The sequence below is a fragment of the Mesorhizobium sp. M1217 genome, from assembly GCF_040318275.1.
GTDB lineage: Bacteria > Pseudomonadota > Alphaproteobacteria > Rhizobiales > Rhizobiaceae > Mesorhizobium.
Window position 1 is genome coordinate 180,205 of record NZ_JAMYMA010000002.1, and the last position, 24,463, is coordinate 204,667.

Genomic DNA, 24,463 nt, shown 5'->3' on the forward strand with positions numbered 1-24,463 from the left:
GTTGCGGCAGCAGCATCAGAAACGTCAACCTCAAACCTCATCTGGATCCTTTGGTTTGTGACAGTGTGGCCTTGAACCCGAATCCGCATCGCGCTGCTTCAGACAGAGATAGGCTCAGGTCCGTCGCACCCGCCGATTTGACTGCCTGTCATGCGACGCAGTGTACTCGCTGGGAACGAGCCATATGCGCGCTCTCCGTGCAATGCACCCGGACGAACTTGGCTGGGAAACAGTCCCGGCAACGAATTCATCACCTTAAAGAAAAGAATGCACTTCTAAATTGTCTCTACGCTACTTAGCATCTGGCGCAACCAGCCGTTGAGCGCTATTGCTGCACTGGGACATATCATGAACCGCCATAGGGAGAAAACGCATGCTCATCCATCGACTTGCCACTTTGACGGGCCTTGCCGTCGCGACCTTATTCCTGGCGGCGCCTGCCAATGCGCTGACCATGGCCGAGTGCAGCACCAAGTATAACGCGGCCAAGGATGCGGGAACGCTTGGCGGGCAGAACTGGAACCAGTTCCGCAAGGCCCAATGCGGCACCGATGCCACCGCCGCTACGACCGATCCCGCCCCAGCCAAAGCCACGGCCAAGGCCGCCGACACCACCAAGGCAGCCGCCGGCGACGATGCGGCGCCTGGGCTGACGGCGAAGGAGTGCAGCACCAAGTACCAGGCGGCAAAAGCCGCCGGCACGCTGAACGGCATGAAGTGGAACGATTTCCGCAAGACCCAGTGCGCCGCCGACGCGACGGCAGCCGCACAACCCGCCGCCACGACCAAGGCTGCGGCAGCCACCGCCGACGACGCTGCGCCGGGCCTGACGGCCAAGGAATGCAGCACCAAATACCAGGCCGCCAAGGCTGCCGGCACGCTCAACGGCATGAAATGGAACGATTTCCGCAAGAGTGAATGCGCCGCCGGCGCAACTGCAGCGGCACAACCTGCCGCGGCACCTGCCAAGGTGACGACAGCTGCCGCGACCGATACCGCCAAAGGCCTCAGCATGGCTGATTGCAGCGCCAAATATCAGGCCGCCAAGTCCGGCAATACTTTGAACGGCATGAAGTGGAACGACTTCCGCAAGAGCCAATGCGGCGCCGGCGCAGCCGACGACGACGACACCCTGCCGGCTCCCGATGCGAAGTACACCGGCGATCCGCAAGCGCCGACCATCACCGCCCCCCAGGGCGTGAAATTCCCGACGGCGATCTCCAAGAAATACGCTACCGAGACCCCGGCCAAGGGCCGCATGCACACCTGCCTCGACCTGTACTACGCCAACAAGGACGCCAACACGCTGGGCGGCCTCAGGTGGATCCAGAAGGGCGGCGGCTTCTACAGCCTCTGCAACGCCAAGCTGAAGAGCTGACCGACGCCATCATCCGACGACATGAGCCCGCGAGCCGCAAGGTTCGCGGGCTTTTTTGTTGTTGCATGCTGCCGCGCGTTCAGAAGAGGCGGCATCCGCGCGCAGTCGGCCGCCGCTCTAGCGATCTCCCCCCTCGTGGGGGAGATGTCCGGTAGGGCAGAGAGGGGCGCTGTCCCGCCGACATCGATGGTCGGCAGCACGCGCCACGTTTGGTCGAAGGAGCCTGAAACAAAAAACCCGCCTCGGTAGGCGGGTCGTCGGCGCCAATCAGCACCATACCGAGATTAGTAGCATAGCTGCCGGCACAAAGCAAGAACAAAATATGTCGCGGCCGGTAGAAAACTGCGAATTTCCTTCACCGCCGCGCCTTGTCGATCTTCTCGAAGTCGTCAACGAGGACGATAGAAGGCCGCGTTCCCCCGCGCCCCTCTCTGTCCTGCCGGACATCTCCCCCACGAGGGGGGAGATTGGCCGTCACCGTCACTTTCACCAATTTCCAGCGATGCAGGAAGGGTCGCATTCCCCAAAGAAAACGCCGCGGTCAGAGCCGCGGCGTTTCGAAGTCGTCTCTCCTGGGCCGGAGCCTAGCTTGACGGCTGGGGTTCCATGCCGCCTTCGGGCTCGGGGCCCTTCTTGCGGCGGCCGGACTTCGGCACGGCCGAGCCGCGGCTCGGCGGCGTGTCGTCGCCGAGGTCGCGTGCGGGCTTATTGCCGGCGATCAGCTGCTTGATCTCCTCGCCGGACAGCGTCTCGTATTCGAGCAGGCCTTGCGCCAACGCGATCCATTCCTTCTTCTTCTTGGTCAGGATGGACCTTGCCGTCGAATAGGCCTCGTCGATCAGCCGGCGCACTTCGGCGTCGATGATCTGCGCCGTCTCTTCCGAGATATTCTGCGTGCGCGCCACCGAATGGCCGAGGAACACCTCCTCCTGGTTGTCGCCATAGGCGACATGGCCGAGCTTGTCGGAGAAGCCCCAGCGCGTCACCATGGCGCGCGCCAGCTTGGTCGCCTGCTCGATATCGGAGGAGGCGCCCGAGGTGATGTTCTCCTTGCCGAACTTGAACTCCTCGGCGACACGGCCGCCCATCATGATGGCGAGGCGCGAGATCATGTATTTGTAGCTCATCGAATAGCGGTCGCCTTCCGGCAGCTGCATGACCATGCCGAGTGCCCGGCCGCGCGGGATGATGGTCGCCTTGTGCAGCGGATCGGCCGACGGCACGTTGAGCGCCAGGATGGCATGGCCGGCCTCGTGATAGGCGGTCAGTTCCTTCTCGGCCTGCGTCATCGCCGACGAGCGGCGCTCGGCGCCCATCATGATCTTGTCCTTGGCGTCCTCGAATTCGGCCATGGTGACGAGGCGTTTGTTGCGCCGCGCCGCCATCAGGGCGGACTCGTTGACCAGGTTCATCAGGTCGGCGCCGGAAAAGCCCGGCGTGCCGCGTGCGATCACCTTGAGGTCGACATTGGGCGCCAGCGGCACGTTGCGCACATGCACCTTCAGGATCTTCTCGCGGCCGACGATGTCGGGGTTCGGCACCACCACCTGGCGATCGAAGCGGCCCGGCCTGAGCAGCGCCGGATCGAGCACGTCGGGCCGGTTGGTGGCGGCGATCAGGATGATGCTTTCGTTAGATTCGAAGCCATCCATCTCGACCAGCAGCTGGTTCAGCGTCTGCTCGCGCTCGTCATTGCCGCCGCCGAGGCCGGCACCGCGATGGCGGCCGACGGCATCGATTTCGTCGATGAAGATGATGCAAGGGGCGTTCTTCTTGGCCTGGTCGAACATGTCGCGGACGCGGCTTGCACCGACGCCGACGAACATCTCGACGAAATCCGAGCCCGAAATGGTGAAGAACGGCACGTTGGCTTCACCGGCGACCGAGCGGGCGAGCAGCGTCTTGCCGGTTCCGGGAGGACCGACGAGCAGCACGCCGCGCGGGATCTTGCCGCCGAGCCGCTGGAATTTCTGCGGGTCGCGCAGGAACTCGACGATCTCTTCCAGATCTTCCTTGGCTTCGTCGACGCCGGCGACGTCCTGGAAGGTGACGCGGCCATGCGCTTCGGTCAACAGCTTCGCCTTCGACTTGCCGAAGCCCATGGCGCGGCCGGAACCGGACTGCATCTGGCGCATGAAGAATATCCAGACGCCGAGGATGAGGATCATCGGCAGCCAGGAGATCAGGGTGCCGAACAGCGAATTGGAGCCGTCGGATTCAGGACGCGCATTAATGGTGACGTTCTTGTCCTGCAACCGCGAAACCAGCGACGGGTCCCCGGGCGAATAGGTCTGGAAGCCGTTGGAGCTGTCCGTGTAGTTGCCGGAGATACGGGCGCCGGCGATGGTCACCGACTTGATCCGTCCCGCCGCGACCTCCTGTAGGAACTGCGAATAGGGGACATCGCTCGAGGCTCCACGCGTCTGCGGCGTCTGGAAAAGATTGAAGAGAGCGATGAGCAGGACCGCTATGATCGCCCAGAGCGCGAGGTTGCGATAATTTGGATTCATCAATTGTCCCGTTGGCGCCCGCTGGGCGGACGCACGTCGTGAGAGGAAACTTGGCCCTAACATAGGGAGAGCGTCTCCCCTTGCCAAGCATAACAGCAGGTCTCGGTTAAGCTTTCGCCCGTGGTAGGCCGGCACTGTGGCCGCCGAATGGCGCGGCTGGAACCGGCGCCGCGCCAAGCAACGCGGCGACGGCATCGGCCGGCGCCAGATCGAAGGACGGCAGGAAACGGGCGAAGGGCGCGACTGCCGGATATGCGGCGACCGCCGCCGGCATCGGGCTTTCCTCAGGCAAACCCGGGCCTTGCCCAGGCAGACCAAGGCATTCGCCATCCCGCCACAGCGCCGGTTCGGCGGCCAAGGCGGCACGCACAAGGCTTGCCGGCGTGCCATGCCCGGCAATTGCCCGCTTTGCGGCAAGAGCCGCCCCGAGCGGTGCTACCAACAGCGGCGCGATCAACAATGCACCTGAACTGTCGCCCAATGTGATCCGTCTGCGGCCGTCCCAAAGGGCATTGTCGGAAACCGCAACAGCGGGCGGCAGATCGCGCAACTCACGATGCAGAAAGATGCCGGTGCGCCGGGCATCGACCACGCTCCGCGACAATGTGGCACAAAGCGCCCCGGTGCGGAGCCGGTCGAAAAGGGCTTCGCTGCGGGCCTGGTCGGGAAGGAAGGCGGTACCGCCGGTCGCCGCCAGCAGGATGCGCAGCGCATAAATAGCCGCCCGGCTGTCGGCGCCCGTCGCAAAATCCCGGTCGAGGCGGACGAGGCCGGCGGCTGGCCTCGAGGCCAAGCCGCGGATCAGCATGGCCGCGCGCTGTCCTAACTGCTCACGCTCCACCGCCGCCTTTCTGGCCAGCGCCATCGTTTCAGCCATGCGAAGCGCATCGTCGCCTTCAACAAGTGCTGCGCGGACGCGCGGGCGCTCGAAAGCAGTGTCGGCATTGGTCGGGTCCTCGACCCAAGCGACCTGTTCGCGCCGGAGGAATTCGCGCAGCGCCGCACGCCGCACGCCGAGCAGCGGCCGCACGATCCAGTACCGCCAGTCGTAGAGGGTTGCCGGCGCCATGCCGGCAAGGCCCCGCGGCCTCTCCTCACTTGGCACCTCGTCACGCGCTTGCCGCATCAGCACGGTCTCGGCCTGGTCGTCGGCGGTGTGGCCGGTCAGGATCAGCCCGACGCCTGCCGCTTCGGCGGCCTCGGCGAGCAGCCGGTATCGGGCTTCGCGCGCGGCGGCGGGCAGGCCGGTCGCTGGTTTGTGCCCCGACCAGACGACGATGCGATGGGCAATGCCGCGCGCCGCGCACAGCCTGGCCACGGCTTGCGCTTCCGCTGCCGCTTGCGGCCGCAATTGGTGATCGATCGTCACCGCCAGCAATTTCGTTGCCGGTGCGGTACGGTCGAGATGGGCTTTGAGGAGGAGGAGAAGGGCGGTCGAGTCGCTGCCGCCGGACACGGCCACAACAGCGCCGTTGGAAAAGTCGATCCGCGAAAAATCCGAAAGATCAGGCTCGGTGTCGAGCGTCATGCATGTCGCCCAAAAGTGGGCCCGGTTTTGGGGCAACGACGTGCAACAGAAAAACTAGCACGCCGCGAGTGCCCTTTCCTGCTTGACCCGCTCCTTGAGCGCGCCGGAAATATCGGGGTAGCGCTTGCCGATCTCGCTGAAGGTGGCACAGGCCACGTCGCGCTGCTTCAGCCCGACCAGTGAGACGCCGAGCTTCAGCAGCATGTCTGGCGCTTTCTTGGCCTTGGGATAGTCCTTGCTGGCTGCGAGGAAAGTCTCGGCCGCATCGCGGTATTTCTGCTGGCCGAGCAGCGATTCACCGAGCCAGTAATGCGCGTCCGCCGCTTTGGCGTCCCGGGGAAACCGAGCGATATGGTCGCGGAAGCCCTGTTCGGCGGTGCTGTAGTCGCCCGACAGGATGAACTGGTAAGAGTTGCGGTAAAGCTCCTCCGGGTCGTTGGTCGAGGGGAGTGCCGCGACCACCGTATCGTCGGATTTGCCGGCCTTGTTGCCGGCTGCGTTGGCGCCGTTGGCTGGGGCCGTATTCTGCTCCGGCGCGTTCGCCTGCGCATTGCCGTCGGCTTCGACGACATTGCCGTTTTTGTCGACGGTGATGGTGCCGAACGTCTTGGGCGGCGCGCCGGGGATCAGCTTGCCGGGATCGCCGTTGGGCGATTCGACGATGACGTCCTCGACGCTCTTGTCGCCGGCTGGCGGCGTGTCGGCAGCGGCCGGAGCCTGCGTTGCAGGCGCCTCCGCCACGTTACTGTCGCCGTTGGGGTTGTCGCTGTTGGGCGCCGCCTCGGACTTCTTCTGCTCGGCCGGCTGCTGCGCGCCTTGCGGACCGCCTTCCAACTGCTGGAAGCGGAATTCGTTGTCTTCCTGCTGCTTGCGGATCTGCTCCTGCATCTGCAGGACCTGGAAGTTGAGTTCCTCGATCTTGCCGTTCATCTGCCGGAGCTGTTCCTCCAGCGCCGGAGTGCCGGTGCCATCCTGTTGCGCGAGTTGAACCTGATCCGGCTTTTTCTTTTCACCGAAAATGCCGGGCAGTTTGATCGTCGGCAGATGGAAGGAAAAGCCGCTTTCCGATGACTGCTCGGTGCCGCTTGCCCCGTCAGCAAGTGCCGCGATACTTGATACGAGCAGCAGCGCAAGCGTGCCGCTCAAGACCGATCTGAAATGCATGTGCCTCTCGCCGTGAAACCGTTGTTGCGCGCCTCTCACTCGAAGTAGACCAGCCAACTGGGACTAGCCAGACGCTCTCGGCTCTTAACAGGACGTGAGACTTCGGCCAAATTTTGTTTGGAGCGGGCAGATATGAAAAAGGCGGCCCTTTGGCCGCCTTTCGCACCAAGTGTTGCATTTATGCCGATCAGGAGCCGGCGCCGCCCAGCGTGGTGACGGCGCGGCGGTTCTGCGACCAGCAGGAGATGTCGTCGCAAACCGCGACCGGACGCTCCTTGCCGTAGGAAATGGTCTTCAGGCGCTGCGCCGAAACGCCCTTGGCGACCAGGAAGTCGCGCGTGGCGGCAGCACGGCGGGCGCCGAGCGCCAGATTGTATTCGCGTGTGCCGCGCTCGTCGGCATGGCCTTCGATGACGATGGCATACTGCTTGTACTGGTTCAGCCACTGCGCCTGGCGCGACAGCGTCGTCTGCGCATCAGCGCGGATCGAGGATGAATCGGTGTCGAAGAAGATGCGGTCGCCGATGTTGACGGTGAAGTCCTGGGCCGACCCGGGCGTTGCCGCGCCGGCGCCGTTGAGGCCGAGATCGGCGGCGCTGTTCGGCGTCTTCTTCGAGGCGCAACCGGTAATCGCGAGCATCGCGACCAGCGCGATCATGACCGGGTTTGTGGTAAGTGCTGCGATACGGCCCATGCCGCCTCTCCTTCGCAATTCGAGTGATTTCATTGATCGTCCAGTAACCACGTTTGGGTTAACCGGCGCTCAAGAAACACGGTTAAAATTTGGTTTCGGCTGCCGTCCACAACCGTTCTGCCGAGGGCTACTCAAGGGCGACAATGAGCGCGGACCGTAGGCGGAAATGCGGCCAAAACATGAAAAAGAGGGAATTGAAGAATTGAAGAGTTGAGGAATTGAGGAAAGAGATCACCTCAGCTTCTCTCTGAGATTGACCAGCATTCCGTAGATGCGGGCATAGGATTGCAACCAGTCGTCGCGTTGCACCTGTGTGATATACTCGAGGTCGAACGCATACGAAATCCACGTTTCCACTTCACTGCATGACCCTATGGCCATCGAAATGAAGCGTGCGAATTCGGGCTTGGAGCGGGTCTGTTTGGCAAAACCCTCAGCCAAATTGGCGCAGATCGCCTTGCTGGAACGACGTAGTTGATCGGCGAGCGCGTATTGCTCCATTTTCGGAAAAGCAAGCGTGGCTCTGTGTACCCCAAGGGAAACCGCATAGGCGCGCTTATAGACTTCCAAATCCCTCGCGTGCTCGATGTAGGCCCCCTGGCTTCTCCATTCTTCAGTTTTTCAACTCGTCAGTTCGTCAATTCCTCAGTTCCTCTATTCGAGCAGCGGCGACCAGGCCGGATCCGAGGCGAAGTTCGCCGTCGGGATCGACTGTTCGTTGCGGCCGGTGAGATCGACCGAAACAAGTTTTGGTCCGCCATTGGAATCGCGGAAGAACATCAGCACCCGGCCGTTGGGCGCCCAGGTCGGGCCTTCCTGCTGAAAGCCGGTGGACAGGATGCGCTCGCCCGAACCGTCGGTGCGCATGACGCCGATCTGGAATTCGCCGCCGGTCTGCTTGGTGAAGGCGATGAGATCGCCGCGCGGCGACCACACCGGCGTCGAATAGACGCCGTCGCCGAACGAGATGCGGGTCTGGCCCGAGCCGTCGGCGCCCATCACATAGATCTGCGCGCGGCCGCCGCGGTCCGACGTGAACACCACCTTGCTGCCGTCAGGCGAGTAGGATGGCGAGGTATCGATGGCGGTCGAATTGGTGAGCCTGGTCGTCGAGCGGCTTCTCAGGTCCATGGCGAAGATGTTGGAATTTCCGTCGTCGCGCAGAAGACTCATGATCACCTTCTGGCCGTCCGGCGAAAAGCGCGGCGCAAACGTCATGCCGGGGAAATTGCCGACCAGCTCGCGCTGCCCCGTCTCGATCTGCAGCAGGTACACCCGCGGCTGACCGCTCTCGTAGGACATATAGGTGATTTCCTGCCGGTTCGGCGAGAAGCGCGGCGTCAGCACGATCGACTTGCCGTTCGAGAGATAGCGGACGTTGGCGCCGTCCTGGTCCATGATGGCAAGCCGCTTCTTACGCGCATTCTTGGCGCCGGACTCGTCGATGAAGACGACGCGGGTGTCGAAATAGCCCTTCTCGCCGGTCAGCCGTTCGTAGATGGCGTCGGCGATGATGTGGGCGACGCGCCTGGTATTGGCGTCGTTGGCGAAGAACTGTTCGCCCGACATCTGCTGGCCGGCAAAGGTGTCCCACAGCCGGTACTGGGCGCGGACACGGCCGTCAGCCTCCTTGCCGACACTGCCGGTGACCAGCGCCTGCGCATTGATCACCTTCCAGTCCTCGAAGCGCGGCGTGGCATCCGGGTTCGAGATCTTTTCGATGAAAGCGCTTTTGTCGATCGGCGCGAACAGGCCGGAGCGTTTCAGGTCGGCACTGACGATGCCGGAAATCTCGGCGCCGAGTGCATCGCCACCCTGGAAATCGGTAATGGCGATCGGCAACGGCTCGACATTACCCTTGTTGACGTTGAGCTCAACGAGCGCCCGCGCCGGCAAGGTGGCGGCGGCAGTCATGCCCAGCGCCATCGCTACGATCATCAGGAGCGGCTTGAGGATGGATTTCATGTCTTCTCGCTTTTCTTCGCTGACTCTGTGGGCGCCGGGCCTAAAGGCCGAGCATCTCCCTGGGGTCGAAAGTGACCCGAACGTCGGACCAGATGTCTTGCTTGCCCGCGGGAACTTGCAAGCCGGCCACATCGCATTTCTGAACCGCGCGCACTGCACTTTCGTCAAACGGGCGGTTTCCGCTCGACTTTTCAACGCTCGGCCGGCCATCCAACTTGCCGGAGGCGTCCAGATTAAACCGGACCACGACGACGAAATTTTCCGAGCCCTCGAGCCCTGCCGGAAGCGTCCAGCAACCACCAAGCTGGGCTTCCAATGCCCCCTGCTCCGATTTCGAAAGCTTCTGGCCCTGATCCTTGTCGCCGCCGAGCGAAGACTGTTGGGTCGAGCGCTTGGCGCCGCCACCGGCCGGCTTCCGCTTGTCGAGCAGAGCCGAAATCTCGTCGGCGTTGAACTGCTTGTCGTCCGATTTCGGCTTGGACGAGGTTTCCTTGACCGGCTTGTCGGCGTCCTTGCGCTCCGGCGCCTTGGCGCTTTCGGCCTGGGCCGGCTGCGGCTTCGGCCGAGCCTCGGGTGCTGGCGCCGAGTCCGGAAGCTGCGCCTCCTCGGTTGGCGGTTGCTTGGCAATCGCCTCGGCGACGGCATCCGGCTTGACCTCGGGCTGCGGATCGATCGCGGCAGTCTTGTCCTGCGGCGGCGTGGGCGTCGGCTCCTTGGCCGGCGTCGGCTTGGGCTCGGTCTGCTTGACCGGTTCGGGCTTGACCTCCTCCTTCGGCTGCGGCACCGGCGCTACCTCCGTAGCGGGAATAGGCTTCGGCTGCTCCTTCGGCTTCGGCACGTCCTCAGGCTTGGGCTTTTCGACCGGCGTCGGCGCGGGTGGCGGAGCCGCCGTCATATCGACTGGCTGGGGCTTGGGCTCAGGTGTCGGCGGCTTGTCGGTGTCGACGCTGTTATCGCCGATTTTCTGGGCATCGGGAAGGATGTCGGGACGCTGCGTCGGCAGCGGCGCCGGCTTGTCGTGCATCACAGCCTTCTTGTCGCCTTGCAGGATCTGCGCCGTCGCTTCCATCGGCACGATCTCGACCGACACCGATTCCGCATCAGACGCGGGCATCGCGGGCGGCGAGGACAACGTGAACAGGCCGAAGGCCAGCGCCACCGTATGCAAGATCACCGATGTGGTGAGGCCGGTCCGCATGTTCTTGTCTACTGATCCTGTTCCTGCAGTGACAGGAGACTCATGTTCTTGTAGCCAGCGGCTTGGACATAGCCCATGACCTTCAGAGCCGCTCCATAATTGGTTGCCTTGTCGGCGCGAACGAAAATGCGCTCGTCATAGCCGGTCTTCGAAATCGCCTGCAGCTTTGCCACCAGTTCCTCGATCGGGATCTCGGTTTCCTGAATGAAAATCTGGCCGGCGGCATTGATTGATAGGGTAATCGGTTGCGTGTCGGCCGCAATCGGCTTGGCCTGAGTTTCCGGCAGATCGACCGGAACGCCGACCGTCAGCAACGGCGCCGCGACCATGAAGATGATCAGCAGCACCAGCATCACGTCGACCATCGGCGTGACGTTGATCTCCGATATCAGGGCGTGATGGCGGCCGCGCCGCCTGTGGCCGCGCCCGCCGCGTCCTCCGCCACCTGCGCTTACGGACATTCCCATGATCGTTCCTCAGGCCTTCTGCACGACTTTTTCATCGATTTGGCGCGAGAGTATGGCGGAGAACTCATCCGCGAACCCTTCCATGCGCACCGCGATCTTGCTCGCGTCGGACGACAGCTTGTTGTAGGCGATGACGGCAGGGATGGCGGCGAGCAGGCCGATGGCCGTCGCCAGCAGCGCCTCGGCGATGCCGGGCGCGACCACCGACAGGCTGGTGTTCTTCGACGCGGCGATCGCCTGGAACGAGGTCATGATGCCGATAACCGTGCCGAACAGGCCGATAAAGGGCGCCGCCGAGCCGGTGGTGGCGAGAAAGCCGAGCCGCCCTTCCAGCTTTTCCATCTCGCGGGTCAGCGCTAGATCCATGGCCTTGTCGATGCGGGTCTGCAGGCCGAGCGGCGATTTCGCGCCCTTCTCGAAGCTCTTCTTCCATTCGCGCATGGCGGCGACGAAGATCGCGCTCATGCCGGTCGTCTTGCGGTCGGCGAGCGTGCGGTAAAGTTCTTCCAGCGACTGTCCCGACCAGAACACCTGTTCGAAGCGATTGAGCGCCAGCCGCATGCGGGCATAGGCGACGAGCTTGTCGACGATGATCGCCCAGGTCCAGATCGAGGCGCAGAGCAGCCCGATCATGACCAGCTTGACCACCCAACCGGCCTGCATGAACAAGGCCCAAATCGATAAATGCGCGCCCGGTTCGGCGAGAGCGATGTTTTCCATGTTACGTCCTTAAAGATTTTCCGGGCGTGGCTGGCGGCTGGCCCATGGGCATCCCTTGTGGTCCGTTCGCGTTAAGCTGGCGGAATAACCCCAAATGCACCGTTGGCGGCCTTTTCGGGGCAAATATTGGTGAAAGGAAGGCGCTTGGATTCTCCCAATCTTAACCAATCCCTTCATGGACCGTTATGGTTAAGGATGGGTTAGGACGTACAGCGCGGCGCATTGCCGCGCCCCGACGAGCCGCCGGCGGTCCTGGCCCCCTAACCGAGAGCTCCGGGATCGTCCGCCTCTGAACCCTTATTTGCGCGTTCTGGGCATGAAGGCTGCGATCCAGTCCTTGGGAAAGCGCCGCGGCCGTCCGTTGTCGCCGACGATCGCCGCTTCGACCCGCGCCTCGACCAGCACTTCGCTGCCGCGCTTCAATTGCTGCGCCATGACGATCCGCGCACCGGAAATCTCGTCGGTGCGCGTATCGATGGTCAGGATGTCGTCCATGCGGGCCGAACCGCGGAAATCGATTTCCATGCGCCGCACCACCCAGACTATTTTCTCGCCATGTTTGCCCTCGGCAAGCTCGGTGTGGTGGACGCCGGCCAGGCGCAGATAATCGGAACGGCCGCGCTCGAAGAACTCGAGATAGCGCGCGTGGTAGACGACGCCGGAAAAATCGGTGTCTGCATAATAGACCCGCGCCATCAATCGATGGCCGAATTCCGTCAGCGCGCCGGAAAGCCCGGCGGACAATGCCGATTCACGGTGATCGTCCATTGCTGTCCTTTTGGCCCGACGGGCCCTGTTTTAAGCAACACCTGTTTTGCGCATAGACCGGCGATGATCAAGACCTGGAGGGCTGGGCCGGGGAACTGCCCGCACCGAAGCCATAAGCAGCGGAACTTACGGTTCTTCCTGGAACAGGCTGATCTGCTGCTGCGCCAGGTCCTTCGGCGCGTCGAGGCCGAGATGCCGCCAGGCATTGGCCGCCAGCACGCGGCCGCGCGGGGTACGCATGATGAAGCCTTGCTGGATCAGAAAGGGTTCGATGATGTCCTCGATGGCATCGCGTGGCTCGGAAAGCCCGGCAGCGATTGTCTCGATGCCGACCGGCCCGCCGCCGAAATTCCGGGCGATCATCGACAGATAACGGCGGTCGAGCGCGTCGAGGCCGAGCCCGTCGACCTCCAGCCGCGTCAGCGCCTCGTCGGCGACCTTGCGGTCGACATGACCGTCGCCGGCAACGCTGGCGAAGTCGCGCACCCGGCGCAACAGCCGGCCGGCGATGCGCGGCGTGCCGCGCGCCCGCCGGGCGATCTCCAAGGCACCGTCGTCGCCGAGCGGCATGGCAAGGATGCGGGCGCCGCGCCGCACGATCTGCTCGAGTTCCTCGACGGAATAGAAATTGAGCCTGACCGGAATGCCGAAGCGGTCGCGCAGCGGGTTGGTCAACAGGCCGAGCCGGGTGGTGGCGGCGACGAGCGTGAAGCGGGCAAGGTCGATCTTGACCGAGCGCGCCGCCGGCCCCTCGCCGATGATCAGGTCGAGCTGGAAATCCTCCATCGCCGGATAGAGGATTTCCTCGACCGCCGGGTTGAGCCGGTGGATCTCGTCGATGAACAGCACGTCGCGGTCTTCGAGGTTGGTGAGCAGCGCCGCCAGATCACCGGCCTTGGCGATGACCGGACCCGAGGTCGAGCGGAAATTGACGCCGAGCTCGCGCGCCATGATTTGCGCCAGCGTCGTCTTGCCGAGGCCGGGCGGGCCGACGAACAGCACATGGTCGAGCGCTTCGCTGCGCCCCTTGGCGGCTTCGATGAAGACTTTGAGATTGGCCCGCACCGCCGCCTGGCCGACAAAGTCGCCAAGCGTCTGCGGCCGCAAGGTCTGCTCGGCGTCCTCGCCGCGTCTGTCGGGAGCAATGAGGCGTGGCGAAAGGCTCATGCGAGCAGTTCCATACCGGCAATGGACCTTGCAGCCCGCTGGTCGAACGTGACCGTATGCGAGCAACCGAAATTTCGATTGTGCTCGGCTATCAGCGCATCAGCAAAGTCGACCTGGCTCGAATTCGATCGTTCGAGCGCGATCACGATGGCATCGAAATCCTCAAACACCAGCGTCTTGATCTTGAGCAATCTCTGGATCGCGGCCAGTATTTGCTCCTTTGGCTGCCGGTAACGCGAAAGCAGTGACCAACTGAATTCCACCAGCACAATCAAACTCACAAACCCGAGCTTGTCGCCGCTGAGGCTCTTACCGAAGGCGAGAGCCTTGGCCTGTTGCTCGGCATCATCGTTCAGCATCATTCGAAGCAGAACGTTGGTATCGATACCTATCGACGTCACGCGTCGCCCTCTTTTCCGCCCTGTGGCTTGTCACCAATAACGTGCTGGCCTACGGCCTCCCTCACAGCCGCATCGATCTCTTCCAGGGAAGCGGGACCGCCGGGTGGATCGCCGAGAAATCCGGCTAGGTCGGCGAAGTCGAGATTGCGCGGCGTCCCGACCAAATAGCCATCCATCACCGTCCAGGCGATCGTGTCGCCCGTCTTGAGCGACAAGGCGTCGCGGACGTCCTTTGGAATCGTGAGCTGTCCCTTGGAGGTCAGACTGGCATATGCGCCCATATTCTTACTCTTGAAAAAAATTCTTACCGATCAGATAGTAGTTGGAATTTCACTTTCCAGCAACGTCTCAGCGTGCCAGCTCCTTCAGCCCGAAGCGGATCAGCTTCGACGCGTCCGCCTCTTCGCCTGCCGTCTTCAGCGCCGCCGCCACTGCATTGGCGGCGGTGTCGCGCGAATAGCCGAGATTGACCAGCGCCGAGACGGCATCGGTGATCGGCGCCGAGGCGACGCCCTCGCCGAGCTCCTGCTTCAGGCCGATGGTGCCGGAGGCAGTGCCCGCATAGGCCGGCGCCTTGTTCTTCAATTCGGTGACGATGCGCTCCGCCACCTTCTTGCCGACGCCCGGCGCACGGCTGACCATGGCGATATCGCGCAACGCAATCGCATTGGCGAGATCGGTCGGCGCCAGCGTCGACAGGATTGCCAGCGCCACCTTGGCGCCGACGCCTTGCACATTGTTCATCAACAGCCGGAACCATTCGCGCTCCAGCACCGACTGGAACCCATAGAGCCGCAGCATGTCCTCGCGCACATAGGTCTCGATGAACAGCACCACCGCCTCGCCGGGCTGCGGCAATGCGGCCAGCGTGCGCGCCGAGCAATAGGCGACATAGCCGACGCCATGCACGTCGACGATGCAGAAATCCTCGTCGATCTCGTCCAGCGTGCCTTTTAGCTTGCCGATCATTTGAGCGTGCCGATCATGCCGGGTGGGTTTCCGGAGAGATGATATCGAGGTCCGGGAAATAGCCGCGATAGCGCGCAGCATTGCGCGTCAGTAGCCGATGTCCCGCAATGACTGCGTGGGCGCCGATAAAGAAATCCGGCAAGGTTCGTTCGCGAATGCCGCCGGCGCGGCGATAGCGCGAGTGCGTGACACCGGCGAGGAAGGCTGCTTCCCACGGCAGGAATTCGCGATCCATCTTGAGCATGTCGACTGCTTGGCGAAGGGCCTGTTCCGTTGCAATCAACGGCGCGAGCTCGGACCAGACGATTGCATTGATTACGAGTGCGCCGTCGCGCCGGCATGCGGTAATCGCGGATGCCGACCATTTCGTCTCCCGTCCGGCAGGACCCCAAACGTCGATCAGGACATTTGTGTCAATCAATGTCGAGATCTTCACGTGGGCCCCTCAGCCATTCCACATATTCATCCGCCGTCATGCCTCCCAGATCCAGCGTACCGGCCATACGGCCGAGCATCTGGCTGAATCTGCGCGAGGCTTCCTCCTCCGACACGTTTTCGTCGACGGCTATGACACGAGCCCCGTCCTGGGTGGGGACGAATTCCACCTCCGAGCCCGGGCCGACACCCAGATGATCCCGTATTTCCTTCGGGATGGTCACTTGGCCCTTGGTGGTAACGCGCATGGTAATACCTCGTTGGTATTACTTATTGCCCACTGGAGAACAAGTCAAGAACAACCTTATCCGGCCAGCATCGCCATCCTGTAGGCGATGCTCTGCCGGTGATGTGCGTGACAGATGGCGATGGCCAGCGCATCGGCGGCGTCGTCGGTGTCGAAAGTCGCCTTCGGCATCAGCACCTTGACCATCATATGGATCTGCTTCTTGTCGCCATGGCCGACGCCGATCACCGCCTTCTTGACGGCGTTGGGCGCATATTCGGCAACGGCAAGGCCGGCGCGCGCCGGCACCAGCATGGCGATGCCGCGTGCCTGGCCGAGTTTCAGCGTCGCCGCGGCATCCTTGTTGACGAAGGTCTGCTCGACCGCCGCCTCGTGCGGCATCGTGGCATGCAGGATCTCGGCAAGCCCGTCATGCAATTGGCAAAGACGCACCGCCAGCGCCGCCTTGTCGTCGGACCGTACTGTGCCGGAAGCGACGAAGCGCAGCGAATTGCCAAGGCTTTCGACGATGCCCCAGCCGGTGCGCCTAAGCCCCGGATCGATGCCGATGATGCGAATCGCTTCCCCCATCCGCCAAGTCTACCTTCGGCGGGCAGCGATGCCAGCGAAATGTGAACAAACCAGAAACGGGGCTCGTGATGTCCACAAAGCCTCTGAGACCGTTTCGAAAGGTCGCTCCGGCGAGTCATATGGTGGTGGTTTCGGGAACCGGAGCGCAGCGGACATTTGGGTCCGTGAGCCCACGCGTGATCCCGAGGGGATCATGCGCAATCAAAGTGCTGCAGCGTCCTTTGCGCGTCCAAAAGGACGCGGCGCTGCAGGTAAGCGGAGAAAACGCCGCCAGATGGCCGCTGGAGTAGAGTTTCCAAACGGTCTCTCAGCCGCGGGCGAAAGCCGTGTTGAGCAACGTGATCTGGTCGGAGACCGGATTGAGGCGACGGCTCGACTGAGGCACCTCGGCGAGGCCGCCATAGATCTCCTCGTCCATGCGGCGCACCAGCGCCTGCAGGCGCAGCGAGCGGTTGACGAGGTCGACGAAATCCGTCGGCAGCTCGGCCCAGCCGGGCGCCTCGTCATGCGCGGAGGCGGTGTCGAGACGCACCTTGGATTTTTCGGAAGCCACCTGATCGCGGGTCATCTCGCCGGAATTCGCCGCCCGCTGCAAAAGCAGCCACGAGGCGACCTGCATCAGCCTGGTGGTCAGCCGCATCGACTCGGCCGCATAAAGCGTCGCCGCCAGCCTCGACAGCTTCTTGGCCTCGGCGCGGCCCTTGCCGTCGAGATATTCGGCCGCCTGCTCGACCAAGCCCATGCCTTCCTGATAGAGCGGCTTGAAGGATTGGGAGAAAACCCGGCGCTCCGCCAGCTTGATGGTGTTCGCGCTCGCCTTCGAAGGCTCGTTCATCGCTGCGCCCCTGCACTTGCCTGACAGCCGGCCGATTCGGCTCTTGGCCGCCATATCCGGCAGCCTAAACGACTGAAGCTTGAAAATGCGCTTCGCTGCCGGCGAAGGCAAGCACATGTTTAACAAACGGTTAACGGCCGCATTTGGCCCAAGGGGCTCCATACCGGCGAACAAAAAAAGAGCCGCGGATAAGGCGGCTCTCAGGAGTTTAACAGGGAGGCGTCAAACAAAGTGGCTCCAACCACTCGGTAAGAATCCAGATCACTGGATGGACATAGTAAACGCCTGTAAAGCTTAACAAAGCCTTAACGCAGGGCATATTTTTCGATCAAGCGCCCAGCATCTGTGCCGTAACAGCACAGCTGGCCGGCTAAGCCGCCGCTCTCACCACCGGCTGGAAGTGGGGGCGACGCGCTTGCGCCACGGTTCCTCCAGATCGTGACCGACATACCGAAACAGACTCCGCTCGCCGCGCGACATCGTTCCGAAACAGGCGCCGCGCTAAACGCCCGCTCCTCGCAACGAGGCGGAGCAAAATTGCGCTCCGGCAATCATGAAAATTTCTCAAGGAGCGAACAATGGACTGGTACTCGGCCGTTAAATTTCTGCACATCGTCTCGGCGATCCTCTGGGTCGGCGGCGGCTTCACCCTGATGCTGCTTGCGGTACGCGCCGACCGCGCTGGAAACGTCGAAGGCATGTTGCAGGCGATGCGCGCCACTGGCGAGCTCGGTAACCGGTTCGTCGCGCCGATATCGATGCTGACATTGCTCTTCGGCCTCATCATGTGCGGCTTCTGGGTCGGCTTTTCCGATTTGTGGGTGCTGATCGGCCTTGCCGGTTATGCGACGACCTTCTGCATCGGCATGTTCGTCTTCAAGCCGACTGCCGACCGCATGGCAGGCATGATCGCCAAGGATGGCGTGACGCCGGCGGTGCTTGCCCAGGGCCAGCGCGTCCTCAATGCCGCGCGCTTCGACTATTCGGTGATGCTGATGATCATCGCGGACATGGTGCTGAAGCCGACACTGCACGACATCACCATTCTTGGCTGCATGGCGTTCGTGCTGGCAACCGGCGCTGCTCTCGCGCTTGGCAGGACGCGGCCGCTGCTGCCGAGTGCCGCCTGAGGTTTAAGGAATCCGGCGGCGGCCGCCTGGGGCCGCCGTCTTACAGAAGGCCGGCGATGCCGTCCCACAGAAGCTTGACCGCGACGACCGCCACGGTCGCATAGGTGAAGGGATAGAACAGCTCCGGCCGCATCCGCCGCACCAGCCAGGCGCCGGCGATTGTCGACAGCGGCGCCAGCGGCATCAGCACCGCCGACGCGGTCAAATTGGTGGTGTCGAACTGGCCGAGCGCGAAATAGGGGATGAGCTTCAGTGCATTGGTGACGGCGAAGAAGATCGCCGCGGTGCCGGACAGCACCTTCGGATCCAGCCTGATCGGCAACGCATAGACCTGAAAAGGCGGGCCGCCGACATGGGCGACGAAGCTGGTGAACCCGGCAACGGTACCCCAGAAGCCGGCGGCAACGCGGTTGGGCTCCGCCGCGTGGCCGGCACCGTGGCGGAGTTGCAAATAGAGCCAGCGCAGCACGAAGATCAGGGCGACCGCGCCGACGATCAGCCGGACCATCTCTTCGGTTACAAGTGCCGCCGTCAGCCAGCCAAGGGCAATGCCGATCACGGCACCCGGCATCATGTCGGCCAGCATCTTGCGGTCGAAGATACCCCACCATGTCCACACCGAGACAATGTCCATCAGGCACAGAATTGGCAGAAGAATTGCGGCAGCCTGAACCGGCGGCATGGTCAGCGCCATCAATGGCACGCCGACAAAGCCGACGGCGCCGCCGAAGCCGCCTTTCGACAGGCCGACGAGGATGACGGCCGGCATGGCCGCGGCATAGAACCAGGGATCGATGAGCAGGCCTGACATGGGGAAAGGAGGCTGGAGGGAAAGTTGAACTCTGGAATAGACCAGAAATGGCCAGACCGCGACCGCAAATACGTGGGCCACGCCACCGGAGCCCGTCACATATTTGGCATGTCGAGCGGCGGCGGGCGTCTCCGGATCGGCTGCGCCTTGATGATGGCGGTGCTGGTTTCGGCCTTGTCGGCGATGCGGTCGAGAATCCCGTCGAGCTCGCCGATCGAGCGGACGAACAGCCGGGCGACGAAGCAGTCATCGCCCGTCACCTTGTCGCATTCGCCGAATTCCGGGATTTCCTCGATCAGCTTCTGGACGATGTGCAGCTTACCGGGCAACGGCCGGATGCGAACGATCGCCTGCAAGGCGTAGCCGAGCGCCTGCGGATCGATGTCGATGGTGAATGCGCGAATGACGCCGCGATCCTCAAGCCGCCGAAGCCGCTCCGAAACGCTTGGCGACGACAACCCGACCTGCAGCGCCAGTTCCTTCAGCGAGGTCCGTGAATCCCTGACCAGGATATCGAGGAGCTTTCTATCGAGCTCGTCCAGCATTTTACAATTCCAAGAAAAAGCCGATGTTTACCTAATTAAATTAGGTTCGTTCTGCATATCACCAGCTACAAGTCATGGAAAGGCCCATATCTGCCGTGGGATTATAGAATCTCAACGGGTTTCGGGAGCATCCATGGACAACACGGTACGCGGCACGATCGAAATGACTGCGGCGATGGCGATCCTCGGCACGATCGGCTGGTTCGTCGTCCTGTCCGGCCAACCCATCATGGACGTGGTGTTCTGGCGCTGCGCCTTCGGTGCGGTAACGCTGCTGGTTATCTGCACGGCGCTGGGACTGCTGCGCGGCAGGCTGTCGCTTCGCATTGTCGCGATCGCGGCTCTCGGCGGTGCTGCCATCGTTATCAACTGGCTGCTGCTGTTCAGCGCGTTTTCCCGCGCGTCGATCTCGATCGCCACGGCTGTCTACAATACGCAACCCTTCATGCTGGTCGGTTTTGGCGCGCTCTTCTTCTCCGAACGGCTGACGGTGACCAAGCTGACCTGGCTCGGCATCGCCTTCGCCGGCATGCTGCTGATCGTGCAGGCCGCGCCCGATGCAGGCGATCATGGTACGGATTACTTTACCGGCATTGCGATGGCGCTGGCCGCGGCTTTCTTCTGGGCCGTTGCGGCTATCGTCACCAAGAAGCTCAAAGGCACGCCGCCGCACCTGATCGCCCTGATCCAGGTCTGCGTCGGCGTTCTCATGCTGGCACCTTTCGCCAATCTCACCCACCTTCCCGCCGATGCGCGGAGCTGGGTCATGCTGGCGACGCTCGGCATCGTCCATACCGGCCTGATGTACATCCTCATGTACGGCGCCATCCAGAAACTGCCGACGCATCTGCAGGGGTCGCTGTCCTTCATCTATCCAGTCGTCGCCATCCTCGTCGACGTCGTCGCCTTCGGCCACCGGCTGCATCCGGCGCAGATCGCCGGCGCCGCCGCCATCCTGGTCGCCGCCGCCGGCATGAACCTCGGCTGGTCGCTTTGGAAATCGAAAGTGCCTGCGTAGAGCCCGCAAGCGACCAGGCGAGGAGAATTTCGGCCAACGGTAGTCATGCGCCGAGCCCCGATAGATCTAGCCGGCAATCGTGATCCCCCTGCCGCCTGTTCAATCCCCGCACTTTGCTCTATGCCGCAATGCAACCATCTTCGCCCGGCATAGGCGATAACCGGGACCGAACACCAATGAATGACGCAACGCCCCCCAACCGCTGCCGTATCGTGTTGATCGCGCCGCCGAACGTGCCGGCCGAGCGCATCGCCGCAGCCTTCGACGGCGGTGACGTCGCCTCGCTGATCCTGCCGGAAAACGGCATGGACGAGGCCGCCTTCCAGGCCTTTGCCGAGCAGATCGTGCCGGTGGCGCAAGCGGCCGGCATTGCCGTCATCATTGCTGGCGACACCCGCATCGCCGGCCGCGTCCAGGCCGACGGCATCCATGTCGAGGTCGGCAAGGACGAGCTCGCCGAAACGATCGAACACTTCCAGGCCAGGATGATGGTCGGCACCGGCGGCGCCAAGACCCGCGACGACGCGCTGGAACTTGGCGAGGTCAGGCCCGATTATATTTTCTTCGGTCGCTTCGGCTACGACAACAAGCCGGAGCCGCATCCCCGCAACCTGTCGCTCGGGCAATGGTGGGCGGACGTGATCCAGATCCCTTGCATCGTCATGGCCGGATCCGATCTTGCCTCGGTGGAAGCTGTCGCCGCCACCGGTGCCGAATTCGTGGCGCTTTCCAGCGCGGTTTTCGCCGGCGACGTCGATCCGAAGACGGCGGTTGCCACCGCCAACGCGGTGCTCGACGAAACCGCACCGCGCTTCGAGGACTGACGTGCTCTCTCGGACGATCCTTTTCAGCGCTTTTCTCGCAACGGCCGTAACCCAGGCGATAGCGGCGGAACCCGTTCCGCTGCCGCAGCCGAGGCCGGATTCCAGCGAGCCTGCCGACAAGCCGTTTCTCCCACCATTGCCGCAGCCCGCCACCACGGCCCCTTTGCCGTCGGCCGATACCATCAACCCCGACCGCTTCGGCGCAAAACCGTCCGACGCCGCCTACGGCGCCTTTCAGCGCGGCCTCTACAAGACGGCCTACAACCTTGCGATTTCCCGTGCTCAAAACGGCGATCCGGCGGCACAGACGCTGGTGGCCGAGATATTGTCGCGCGGCCTCGGCGTGCCGGTCGACGCGGCAGGGGCGGCGAAGTGGTATGCGCTTGCCGCCGAGCAGGGCATCCCGGAATCGCAATTCCAGTATGCGCTGATGCTGCTCGATGGCCGCTACGTCAAAAAGGACGAGAAGGAGGCCTATGCGCTGATGCAGGCCGCCGCCGAAGCCGGCAACCGCCTGGCGCAGTTTAATTTTGCCCAGATGATGGTCGAACAGGAGCCCGGCGATGCCGGTATTGCCAAAGCCATATCCTATTACGAGCGCGCCGCCGCGACCGGGCTTGCCGACGCACAATATGCGATGGCACAGGTCTACGCCAATGGCGCCGGCGGCAAGCCGCGCGACGATGTCCGCGCCCGCGGCCTGCTGGCACAGGCTGCGCGGCAGAACTACGACACGGCGCAGATCGATCTCGCCACCTGGATGATCGAGGGGCGCGGCGGCGCCCGCGACCTGAAATCGGGCTTTAACTGGATGAAGCAGGCCGCAGAAGGCGGCAACGTCGCCGCCCAGAACCGTCTCGCCAAGCTCTACATGAACGGCATCGGCACCGATCCGGATCTGATCCTCGCCGGCGCCTGGTATGTTGTCGCCCGCCGCGCTGGGCTCATCGACCAAGAGATGGACGATTTCCTGCAGGGCCTGACCGACGAGCAGACGCAGCAGGCGCTGCAACGGGCCAATCGCCTGCCCTGACTGTGATCTCGCGACTCATTGCACCCGGACTCGCAAGCGCGAGGCTCATTGCGTATGATCGAGCACGACCTTGCCGAAGGGCGAGCCGTGTTCAAGGTACCGAAAGGCTTCGGCGGCCTGGGTCCACGGTACGACCCGGTCGATCACCGGTCTCAATCGGTTGACGACAATGGCGCGGTTCATCGCCTCGAAGGATTCGCGTGAGCCCACCGGTATGCCTCGCGCCCTGACCTGCCGGCGGAAGATGTCGAGCGGGTTGATGGCGCCGTCACTGCCGCCGAGATAGCCGATGACGTTGATCTGGGCGCCGCGCGCCGCTGCCCTCAGCGATTGTGTAAAACTCTGCGGTCCGCCAACCTCGATGATATGGTCGGCGCCGCGCCCATCCGTCAATCCCAACACGGCCGATGCCCAGTCGGGGACGCTGCGATAGTTCACGGCATCATGCGCGCCCAGTTGCTTTGCCCGTGCAAGTTTCTCGTCGCTGCTCGACGTCACGATGACGCGCGCCCCGGCAGCGGCGGCGAATTGCATCGCAAACAAGGAAACGCCGCCGGTGCCGAGACAAAGTACGGTGTCGCCGGGCTTGACGCTGCCCTCTGTAAACAGCGCGTGCCATGCCGTCACGCCGGCGCAGGGCAGCGTCGCCGCCTCGAAGTCGCTCAGATTGGCCGGCGCCAGCACCGCCGCCTGTTCATCGAGCCGAGCAAATTCGCTGAGCAGCCCGTCGATCGGGCCGCCACGTTGATAGGAGGGCTCGGCCATCGCGAAACTGCCGCCGACCCAGCGCTGCCAGAACGTGCCGCAGACCCGGTCGCCGATCTGGAACCTGCTGACCTCGGCGCCGACGGCTACGACTTCGCCGACGCCGTCCGACAGCGGCACCAGCGGCAATGCAAACTTCGTGTGATAGCTGCCGCGGACGATCTCGGCATCGCGGTAGTTCAGCGCCGTCGCCTTCACCTTCACAATCATCTCTTGGCGCCCTGGTTCAGGCATCGGCCGCTCGACCATTCTGAGATTCTCGAGGCCGCCCGGGCTCTGCAATTCGATCGCTTTCATCGTGTTCCTTCTCTGCTGGTCCTGCCGGAGGAAAATCGCTTGCCATCCATCGGATTTCAAATTCATAATGTTCAGCATAATTATGCCTCTCTGACATGTTCAGGTGTCTTGTGCTCGAAGAACTGAAAACACTGGCCCTCTTTGCCGAGGAGGGTTCGATTCAGAAGGTGGCTCGACGCCTGCCGTTGACGCAGCCGGCCGTCACCCGCCAGATCCAGCGGCTGGAGGAGATGCTCGGCACGGAATTGCTCGACCGCCGGCTAAAGCCGTCGCGACTGACCCCGGCCGGCGTAGAGGTGCTGGCACGCGGCAAGGACATTCTCGCCGCCGTCGACGCGCTGCGATCATTCGCCAGGGGCAACGAGCCGGAGGGTCTGCTGCGGCTCGGCCTCGCCCATGGACTTTGCGACAAAGCCGTGGCCGCCGCCATTGCTGATGCCGTGGCGCGGTTTCCGAAGGTTTCGCTGCGTCTGAAGAGCGGTTGGAGCCTTGAGCTGGCCGACCAGCACAAGCGCGGACAGCTCGACCTCGCCTTCATCCTGGACGGCGGCAATTCCAAAACTGGCGACGGCGTTGTCGGAACCGAGCCCCTCGCCATCATCGCCGCCGAAAACACCGGCCGGCAAGCCGACGTCAAGACCATGCCCTGGGTTCTCAGTCCTGAACCTTGCGACGCGCGCCGGCGGCTGGCGGCTGCCCTTGCCGAGGGCGGCCACAGGTTGATGGTCGGCGCCGAGATTCAGGACAGCGCGCTGCAGATCGACTGGGTTCGTCGAGGCCAAGGCCTTGGCCTGCTGCCCAAGCGGCTGCTGCAGGAAAAGCTGCCGGAGGGCATTGCCCTGGTCGACGCTCCCGGCCTCGAGCTGTCGCTGCGAATTGTCGTCTTGCGTTCGCCGCACCTGCATCTTTTAACAGAGGTAGCCGACGCCATGAGCGCGGCCGTAACCGCCATCGTCAGGACGGACTGAGGCTGCCGCGCCGCGCTGCCGGGCGAGCTTCGTTCCCGCTTCATCGGAAGGCGCTC

At 63.2% G+C, this 24,463-nt stretch carries 27 protein-coding genes; 6 read left to right on the forward strand and 21 right to left on the reverse strand.

Annotation, left to right across the window (positions count from 1 at the left end):
- Positions 1–712: 712 nt before the first annotated feature.
- The gene (locus NKH37_RS03565; RefSeq protein ID WP_502895838.1) at positions 713–1,378 is read left to right on the forward strand and encodes a hypothetical protein; all 666 of its coding nucleotides are present in this window, start codon (positions 713–715) and stop codon (positions 1,376–1,378) included.
- A gap of 584 nt (positions 1,379–1,962) precedes the next feature.
- On the opposite strand, the gene ftsH is transcribed toward NKH37_RS03565, so the two are convergent.
- From ftsH to rcdA, 18 genes are all read right to left on the reverse strand, one after another.
- A complete protein-coding gene (gene ftsH / locus NKH37_RS03570) occupies positions 1,963–3,888 on the reverse strand; it encodes an ATP-dependent zinc metalloprotease FtsH (RefSeq protein WP_023677989.1) in 1,926 nt (641 codons plus the stop codon).
- A gap of 106 nt (positions 3,889–3,994) precedes the next feature.
- Positions 3,995–5,416: a tRNA lysidine(34) synthetase TilS gene (gene tilS, locus NKH37_RS03575; RefSeq protein WP_353003841.1), complete on the reverse strand. Its 1,422-nt coding sequence runs from the start codon at positions 5,414–5,416 to the stop codon at positions 3,995–3,997.
- A 54-nt stretch (positions 5,417–5,470) separates the two neighbouring features.
- Positions 5,471–6,580, reverse strand: coding sequence for a tol-pal system protein YbgF (gene ybgF / locus NKH37_RS03580; RefSeq protein WP_023719604.1), 1,110 nt, complete (start codon positions 6,578–6,580; stop codon positions 5,471–5,473).
- A gap of 187 nt (positions 6,581–6,767) precedes the next feature.
- Positions 6,768–7,274, reverse strand: coding sequence for a peptidoglycan-associated lipoprotein Pal (pal, locus tag NKH37_RS03585; RefSeq protein ID WP_023677992.1), 507 nt, complete (start codon positions 7,272–7,274; stop codon positions 6,768–6,770).
- Between the two features lie 231 nt (positions 7,275–7,505).
- The gene (locus tag NKH37_RS03590) at positions 7,506–7,844 is read right to left on the reverse strand and encodes a four helix bundle protein (RefSeq protein ID WP_353003843.1); all 339 of its coding nucleotides are present in this window, start codon (positions 7,842–7,844) and stop codon (positions 7,506–7,508) included.
- An 84-nt stretch (positions 7,845–7,928) separates the two neighbouring features.
- Entirely contained in the window at positions 7,929–9,212 is a 1,284-nt protein-coding gene (gene tolB, locus NKH37_RS03595) for a Tol-Pal system beta propeller repeat protein TolB (protein WP_502895839.1), read from the reverse strand.
- Positions 9,213–9,279: 67 nt separating this feature from the next.
- A complete protein-coding gene (gene tolA / locus NKH37_RS03600; protein WP_353003844.1) occupies positions 9,280–10,437 on the reverse strand; it encodes a cell envelope integrity protein TolA in 1,158 nt (385 codons plus the stop codon).
- Positions 10,438–10,445: 8 nt separating this feature from the next.
- Positions 10,446–10,904, reverse strand: coding sequence for an ExbD/TolR family protein (locus tag NKH37_RS03605; protein ID WP_352494160.1), 459 nt, complete (start codon positions 10,902–10,904; stop codon positions 10,446–10,448).
- Between the two features lie 9 nt (positions 10,905–10,913).
- Entirely contained in the window at positions 10,914–11,624 is a 711-nt protein-coding gene (tolQ, locus tag NKH37_RS03610) for a protein TolQ (RefSeq protein ID WP_023719609.1), read from the reverse strand.
- A gap of 297 nt (positions 11,625–11,921) precedes the next feature.
- Positions 11,922–12,392: a tol-pal system-associated acyl-CoA thioesterase gene (ybgC, locus tag NKH37_RS03615; protein WP_023719610.1), complete on the reverse strand. Its 471-nt coding sequence runs from the start codon at positions 12,390–12,392 to the stop codon at positions 11,922–11,924.
- A 126-nt stretch (positions 12,393–12,518) separates the two neighbouring features.
- Positions 12,519–13,559, reverse strand: coding sequence for a Holliday junction branch migration DNA helicase RuvB (gene ruvB / locus NKH37_RS03620; RefSeq protein WP_023677999.1), 1,041 nt, complete (start codon positions 13,557–13,559; stop codon positions 12,519–12,521).
- Positions 13,556–13,960, reverse strand: a complete 405-nt coding sequence (locus NKH37_RS03625) for a type II toxin-antitoxin system VapC family toxin (protein ID WP_353003846.1) — start codon at positions 13,958–13,960, stop codon at positions 13,556–13,558. Before NKH37_RS03625 ends, ruvB begins: the two co-directional genes overlap by 4 nt.
- Complete coding sequence (locus NKH37_RS03630; protein ID WP_353003848.1) at positions 13,957–14,241, reverse strand: AbrB/MazE/SpoVT family DNA-binding domain-containing protein; 285 nt, start codon at positions 14,239–14,241, stop codon at positions 13,957–13,959. The genes NKH37_RS03625 and NKH37_RS03630 overlap by 4 nt, the downstream gene beginning before the upstream one ends.
- A 67-nt stretch (positions 14,242–14,308) precedes the next feature.
- A complete protein-coding gene (gene ruvA / locus NKH37_RS03635) occupies positions 14,309–14,929 on the reverse strand; it encodes a Holliday junction branch migration protein RuvA (protein ID WP_353004154.1) in 621 nt (206 codons plus the stop codon).
- Between the two features lie 13 nt (positions 14,930–14,942).
- Positions 14,943–15,365, reverse strand: coding sequence for a type II toxin-antitoxin system VapC family toxin (locus NKH37_RS03640; protein WP_353040804.1), 423 nt, complete (start codon positions 15,363–15,365; stop codon positions 14,943–14,945).
- Positions 15,343–15,612, reverse strand: a complete 270-nt coding sequence (locus NKH37_RS03645) for an AbrB/MazE/SpoVT family DNA-binding domain-containing protein (protein ID WP_353003850.1) — start codon at positions 15,610–15,612, stop codon at positions 15,343–15,345. Before NKH37_RS03645 ends, NKH37_RS03640 begins: the two co-directional genes overlap by 23 nt.
- 56 nt (positions 15,613–15,668) lie before the next feature.
- Positions 15,669–16,181: a crossover junction endodeoxyribonuclease RuvC gene (gene ruvC, locus NKH37_RS03650; protein WP_353003852.1), complete on the reverse strand. Its 513-nt coding sequence runs from the start codon at positions 16,179–16,181 to the stop codon at positions 15,669–15,671.
- Between the two features lie 307 nt (positions 16,182–16,488).
- Positions 16,489–17,016, reverse strand: coding sequence for a protease adaptor protein RcdA (gene rcdA, locus NKH37_RS03655; RefSeq protein ID WP_023719617.1), 528 nt, complete (start codon positions 17,014–17,016; stop codon positions 16,489–16,491).
- Positions 17,017–17,594: 578 nt separating this feature from the next.
- On the opposite strand from rcdA, the gene NKH37_RS03660 reads away from it, so the two are divergent.
- Positions 17,595–18,146, forward strand: coding sequence for a DUF2269 family protein (locus NKH37_RS03660; RefSeq protein ID WP_352588244.1), 552 nt, complete (start codon positions 17,595–17,597; stop codon positions 18,144–18,146).
- A gap of 40 nt (positions 18,147–18,186) precedes the next feature.
- Here NKH37_RS03660 and NKH37_RS03665 read toward each other — a convergent pair whose 3' ends face one another.
- Positions 18,187–18,957, reverse strand: coding sequence for a sulfite exporter TauE/SafE family protein (locus NKH37_RS03665; protein WP_023719619.1), 771 nt, complete (start codon positions 18,955–18,957; stop codon positions 18,187–18,189).
- A 95-nt stretch (positions 18,958–19,052) separates the two neighbouring features.
- Positions 19,053–19,502: an Lrp/AsnC family transcriptional regulator gene (locus NKH37_RS03670; protein WP_023719620.1), complete on the reverse strand. Its 450-nt coding sequence runs from the start codon at positions 19,500–19,502 to the stop codon at positions 19,053–19,055.
- 133 nt (positions 19,503–19,635) lie between these two features.
- Here NKH37_RS03670 and NKH37_RS03675 point away from each other — a divergent pair, with 133 nt between their 5' ends.
- From NKH37_RS03675 to NKH37_RS03685, 3 genes are all read left to right on the forward strand, one after another.
- Entirely contained in the window at positions 19,636–20,520 is an 885-nt protein-coding gene (locus NKH37_RS03675) for a DMT family transporter (RefSeq protein WP_023719621.1), read from the forward strand.
- Between the two features lie 176 nt (positions 20,521–20,696).
- Positions 20,697–21,344, forward strand: coding sequence for a thiamine phosphate synthase (locus tag NKH37_RS03680; RefSeq protein WP_353003853.1), 648 nt, complete (start codon positions 20,697–20,699; stop codon positions 21,342–21,344).
- 1 nt (position 21,345) lies between these two features.
- Positions 21,346–22,377 (forward strand): tetratricopeptide repeat protein, encoded by a 1,032-nt coding sequence (locus NKH37_RS03685; protein ID WP_353040806.1) that lies wholly within the window; start codon positions 21,346–21,348, stop codon positions 22,375–22,377.
- Between the two features lie 45 nt (positions 22,378–22,422).
- Here the strand turns inward: NKH37_RS03685 and NKH37_RS03690 are convergent, their stop codons facing one another.
- Entirely contained in the window at positions 22,423–23,439 is a 1,017-nt protein-coding gene (locus NKH37_RS03690; RefSeq protein WP_352815036.1) for a zinc-dependent alcohol dehydrogenase family protein, read from the reverse strand.
- 95 nt (positions 23,440–23,534) lie between these two features.
- On the opposite strand from NKH37_RS03690, the gene NKH37_RS03695 reads away from it, so the two are divergent.
- Positions 23,535–24,407 carry a LysR family transcriptional regulator gene (locus NKH37_RS03695; RefSeq protein ID WP_352480922.1) on the forward strand — a complete coding sequence of 291 codons (873 nt, stop codon included), beginning with the start codon at positions 23,535–23,537 and terminating at the stop codon, positions 24,405–24,407.
- Positions 24,408–24,463 lie beyond the last annotated feature (56 nt).

Bases quoted from the DNA above. Each gene is read 5' to 3' on its own strand.
- ybgC (WP_023719610.1), bottom strand. From the start codon at position 12,392: ATGGACGATCACCGTGAATCGGCATTGTCCGCCGGGCTTTCCGGCGCG.
- ruvA (WP_353004154.1), bottom strand. From the start codon at position 14,929: ATGATCGGCAAGCTAAAAGGCACGCTGGACGAGATCGACGAGGATTTC.
- NKH37_RS03665 (WP_023719619.1), bottom strand. From the start codon at position 18,957: ATGTCAGGCCTGCTCATCGATCCCTGGTTCTATGCCGCGGCCATGCCG.
- ftsH (WP_023677989.1), bottom strand. From the start codon at position 3,888: ATGAATCCAAATTATCGCAACCTCGCGCTCTGGGCGATCATAGCGGTC.
- tolB (WP_502895839.1), bottom strand. From the start codon at position 9,212: ATGATCGTAGCGATGGCGCTGGGCATGACTGCCGCCGCCACCTTGCCG.
- ruvC (WP_353003852.1), bottom strand. From the start codon at position 16,181: ATGGGGGAAGCGATTCGCATCATCGGCATCGATCCGGGGCTTAGGCGC.
- rcdA (WP_023719617.1), bottom strand. From the start codon at position 17,016: ATGAACGAGCCTTCGAAGGCGAGCGCGAACACCATCAAGCTGGCGGAG.
- NKH37_RS03660 (WP_352588244.1), top strand. From the start codon at position 17,595: ATGGACTGGTACTCGGCCGTTAAATTTCTGCACATCGTCTCGGCGATC.
- tilS (WP_353003841.1), bottom strand. From the start codon at position 5,416: ATGACGCTCGACACCGAGCCTGATCTTTCGGATTTTTCGCGGATCGAC.
- NKH37_RS03605 (WP_352494160.1), bottom strand. From the start codon at position 10,904: ATGGGAATGTCCGTAAGCGCAGGTGGCGGAGGACGCGGCGGGCGCGGC.
- NKH37_RS03565 (WP_502895838.1), top strand. From the start codon at position 713: ATGAAGTGGAACGATTTCCGCAAGACCCAGTGCGCCGCCGACGCGACG.
- NKH37_RS03630 (WP_353003848.1), bottom strand. From the start codon at position 14,241: ATGGGCGCATATGCCAGTCTGACCTCCAAGGGACAGCTCACGATTCCA.
- tolA (WP_353003844.1), bottom strand. From the start codon at position 10,437: ATGCGGACCGGCCTCACCACATCGGTGATCTTGCATACGGTGGCGCTG.
- NKH37_RS03670 (WP_023719620.1), bottom strand. From the start codon at position 19,502: ATGCTGGACGAGCTCGATAGAAAGCTCCTCGATATCCTGGTCAGGGAT.
- NKH37_RS03645 (WP_353003850.1), bottom strand. From the start codon at position 15,612: ATGCGCGTTACCACCAAGGGCCAAGTGACCATCCCGAAGGAAATACGG.
- NKH37_RS03680 (WP_353003853.1), top strand. From the start codon at position 20,697: ATGAATGACGCAACGCCCCCCAACCGCTGCCGTATCGTGTTGATCGCG.
- NKH37_RS03695 (WP_352480922.1), top strand. From the start codon at position 23,535: ATGTTCAGGTGTCTTGTGCTCGAAGAACTGAAAACACTGGCCCTCTTT.
- NKH37_RS03690 (WP_352815036.1), bottom strand. From the start codon at position 23,439: ATGAAAGCGATCGAATTGCAGAGCCCGGGCGGCCTCGAGAATCTCAGA.
- ruvB (WP_023677999.1), bottom strand. From the start codon at position 13,559: ATGAGCCTTTCGCCACGCCTCATTGCTCCCGACAGACGCGGCGAGGAC.
- ybgF (WP_023719604.1), bottom strand. From the start codon at position 6,580: ATGCATTTCAGATCGGTCTTGAGCGGCACGCTTGCGCTGCTGCTCGTA.
- pal (WP_023677992.1), bottom strand. From the start codon at position 7,274: ATGGGCCGTATCGCAGCACTTACCACAAACCCGGTCATGATCGCGCTG.
- tolQ (WP_023719609.1), bottom strand. From the start codon at position 11,624: ATGGAAAACATCGCTCTCGCCGAACCGGGCGCGCATTTATCGATTTGG.
- NKH37_RS03675 (WP_023719621.1), top strand. From the start codon at position 19,636: ATGGACAACACGGTACGCGGCACGATCGAAATGACTGCGGCGATGGCG.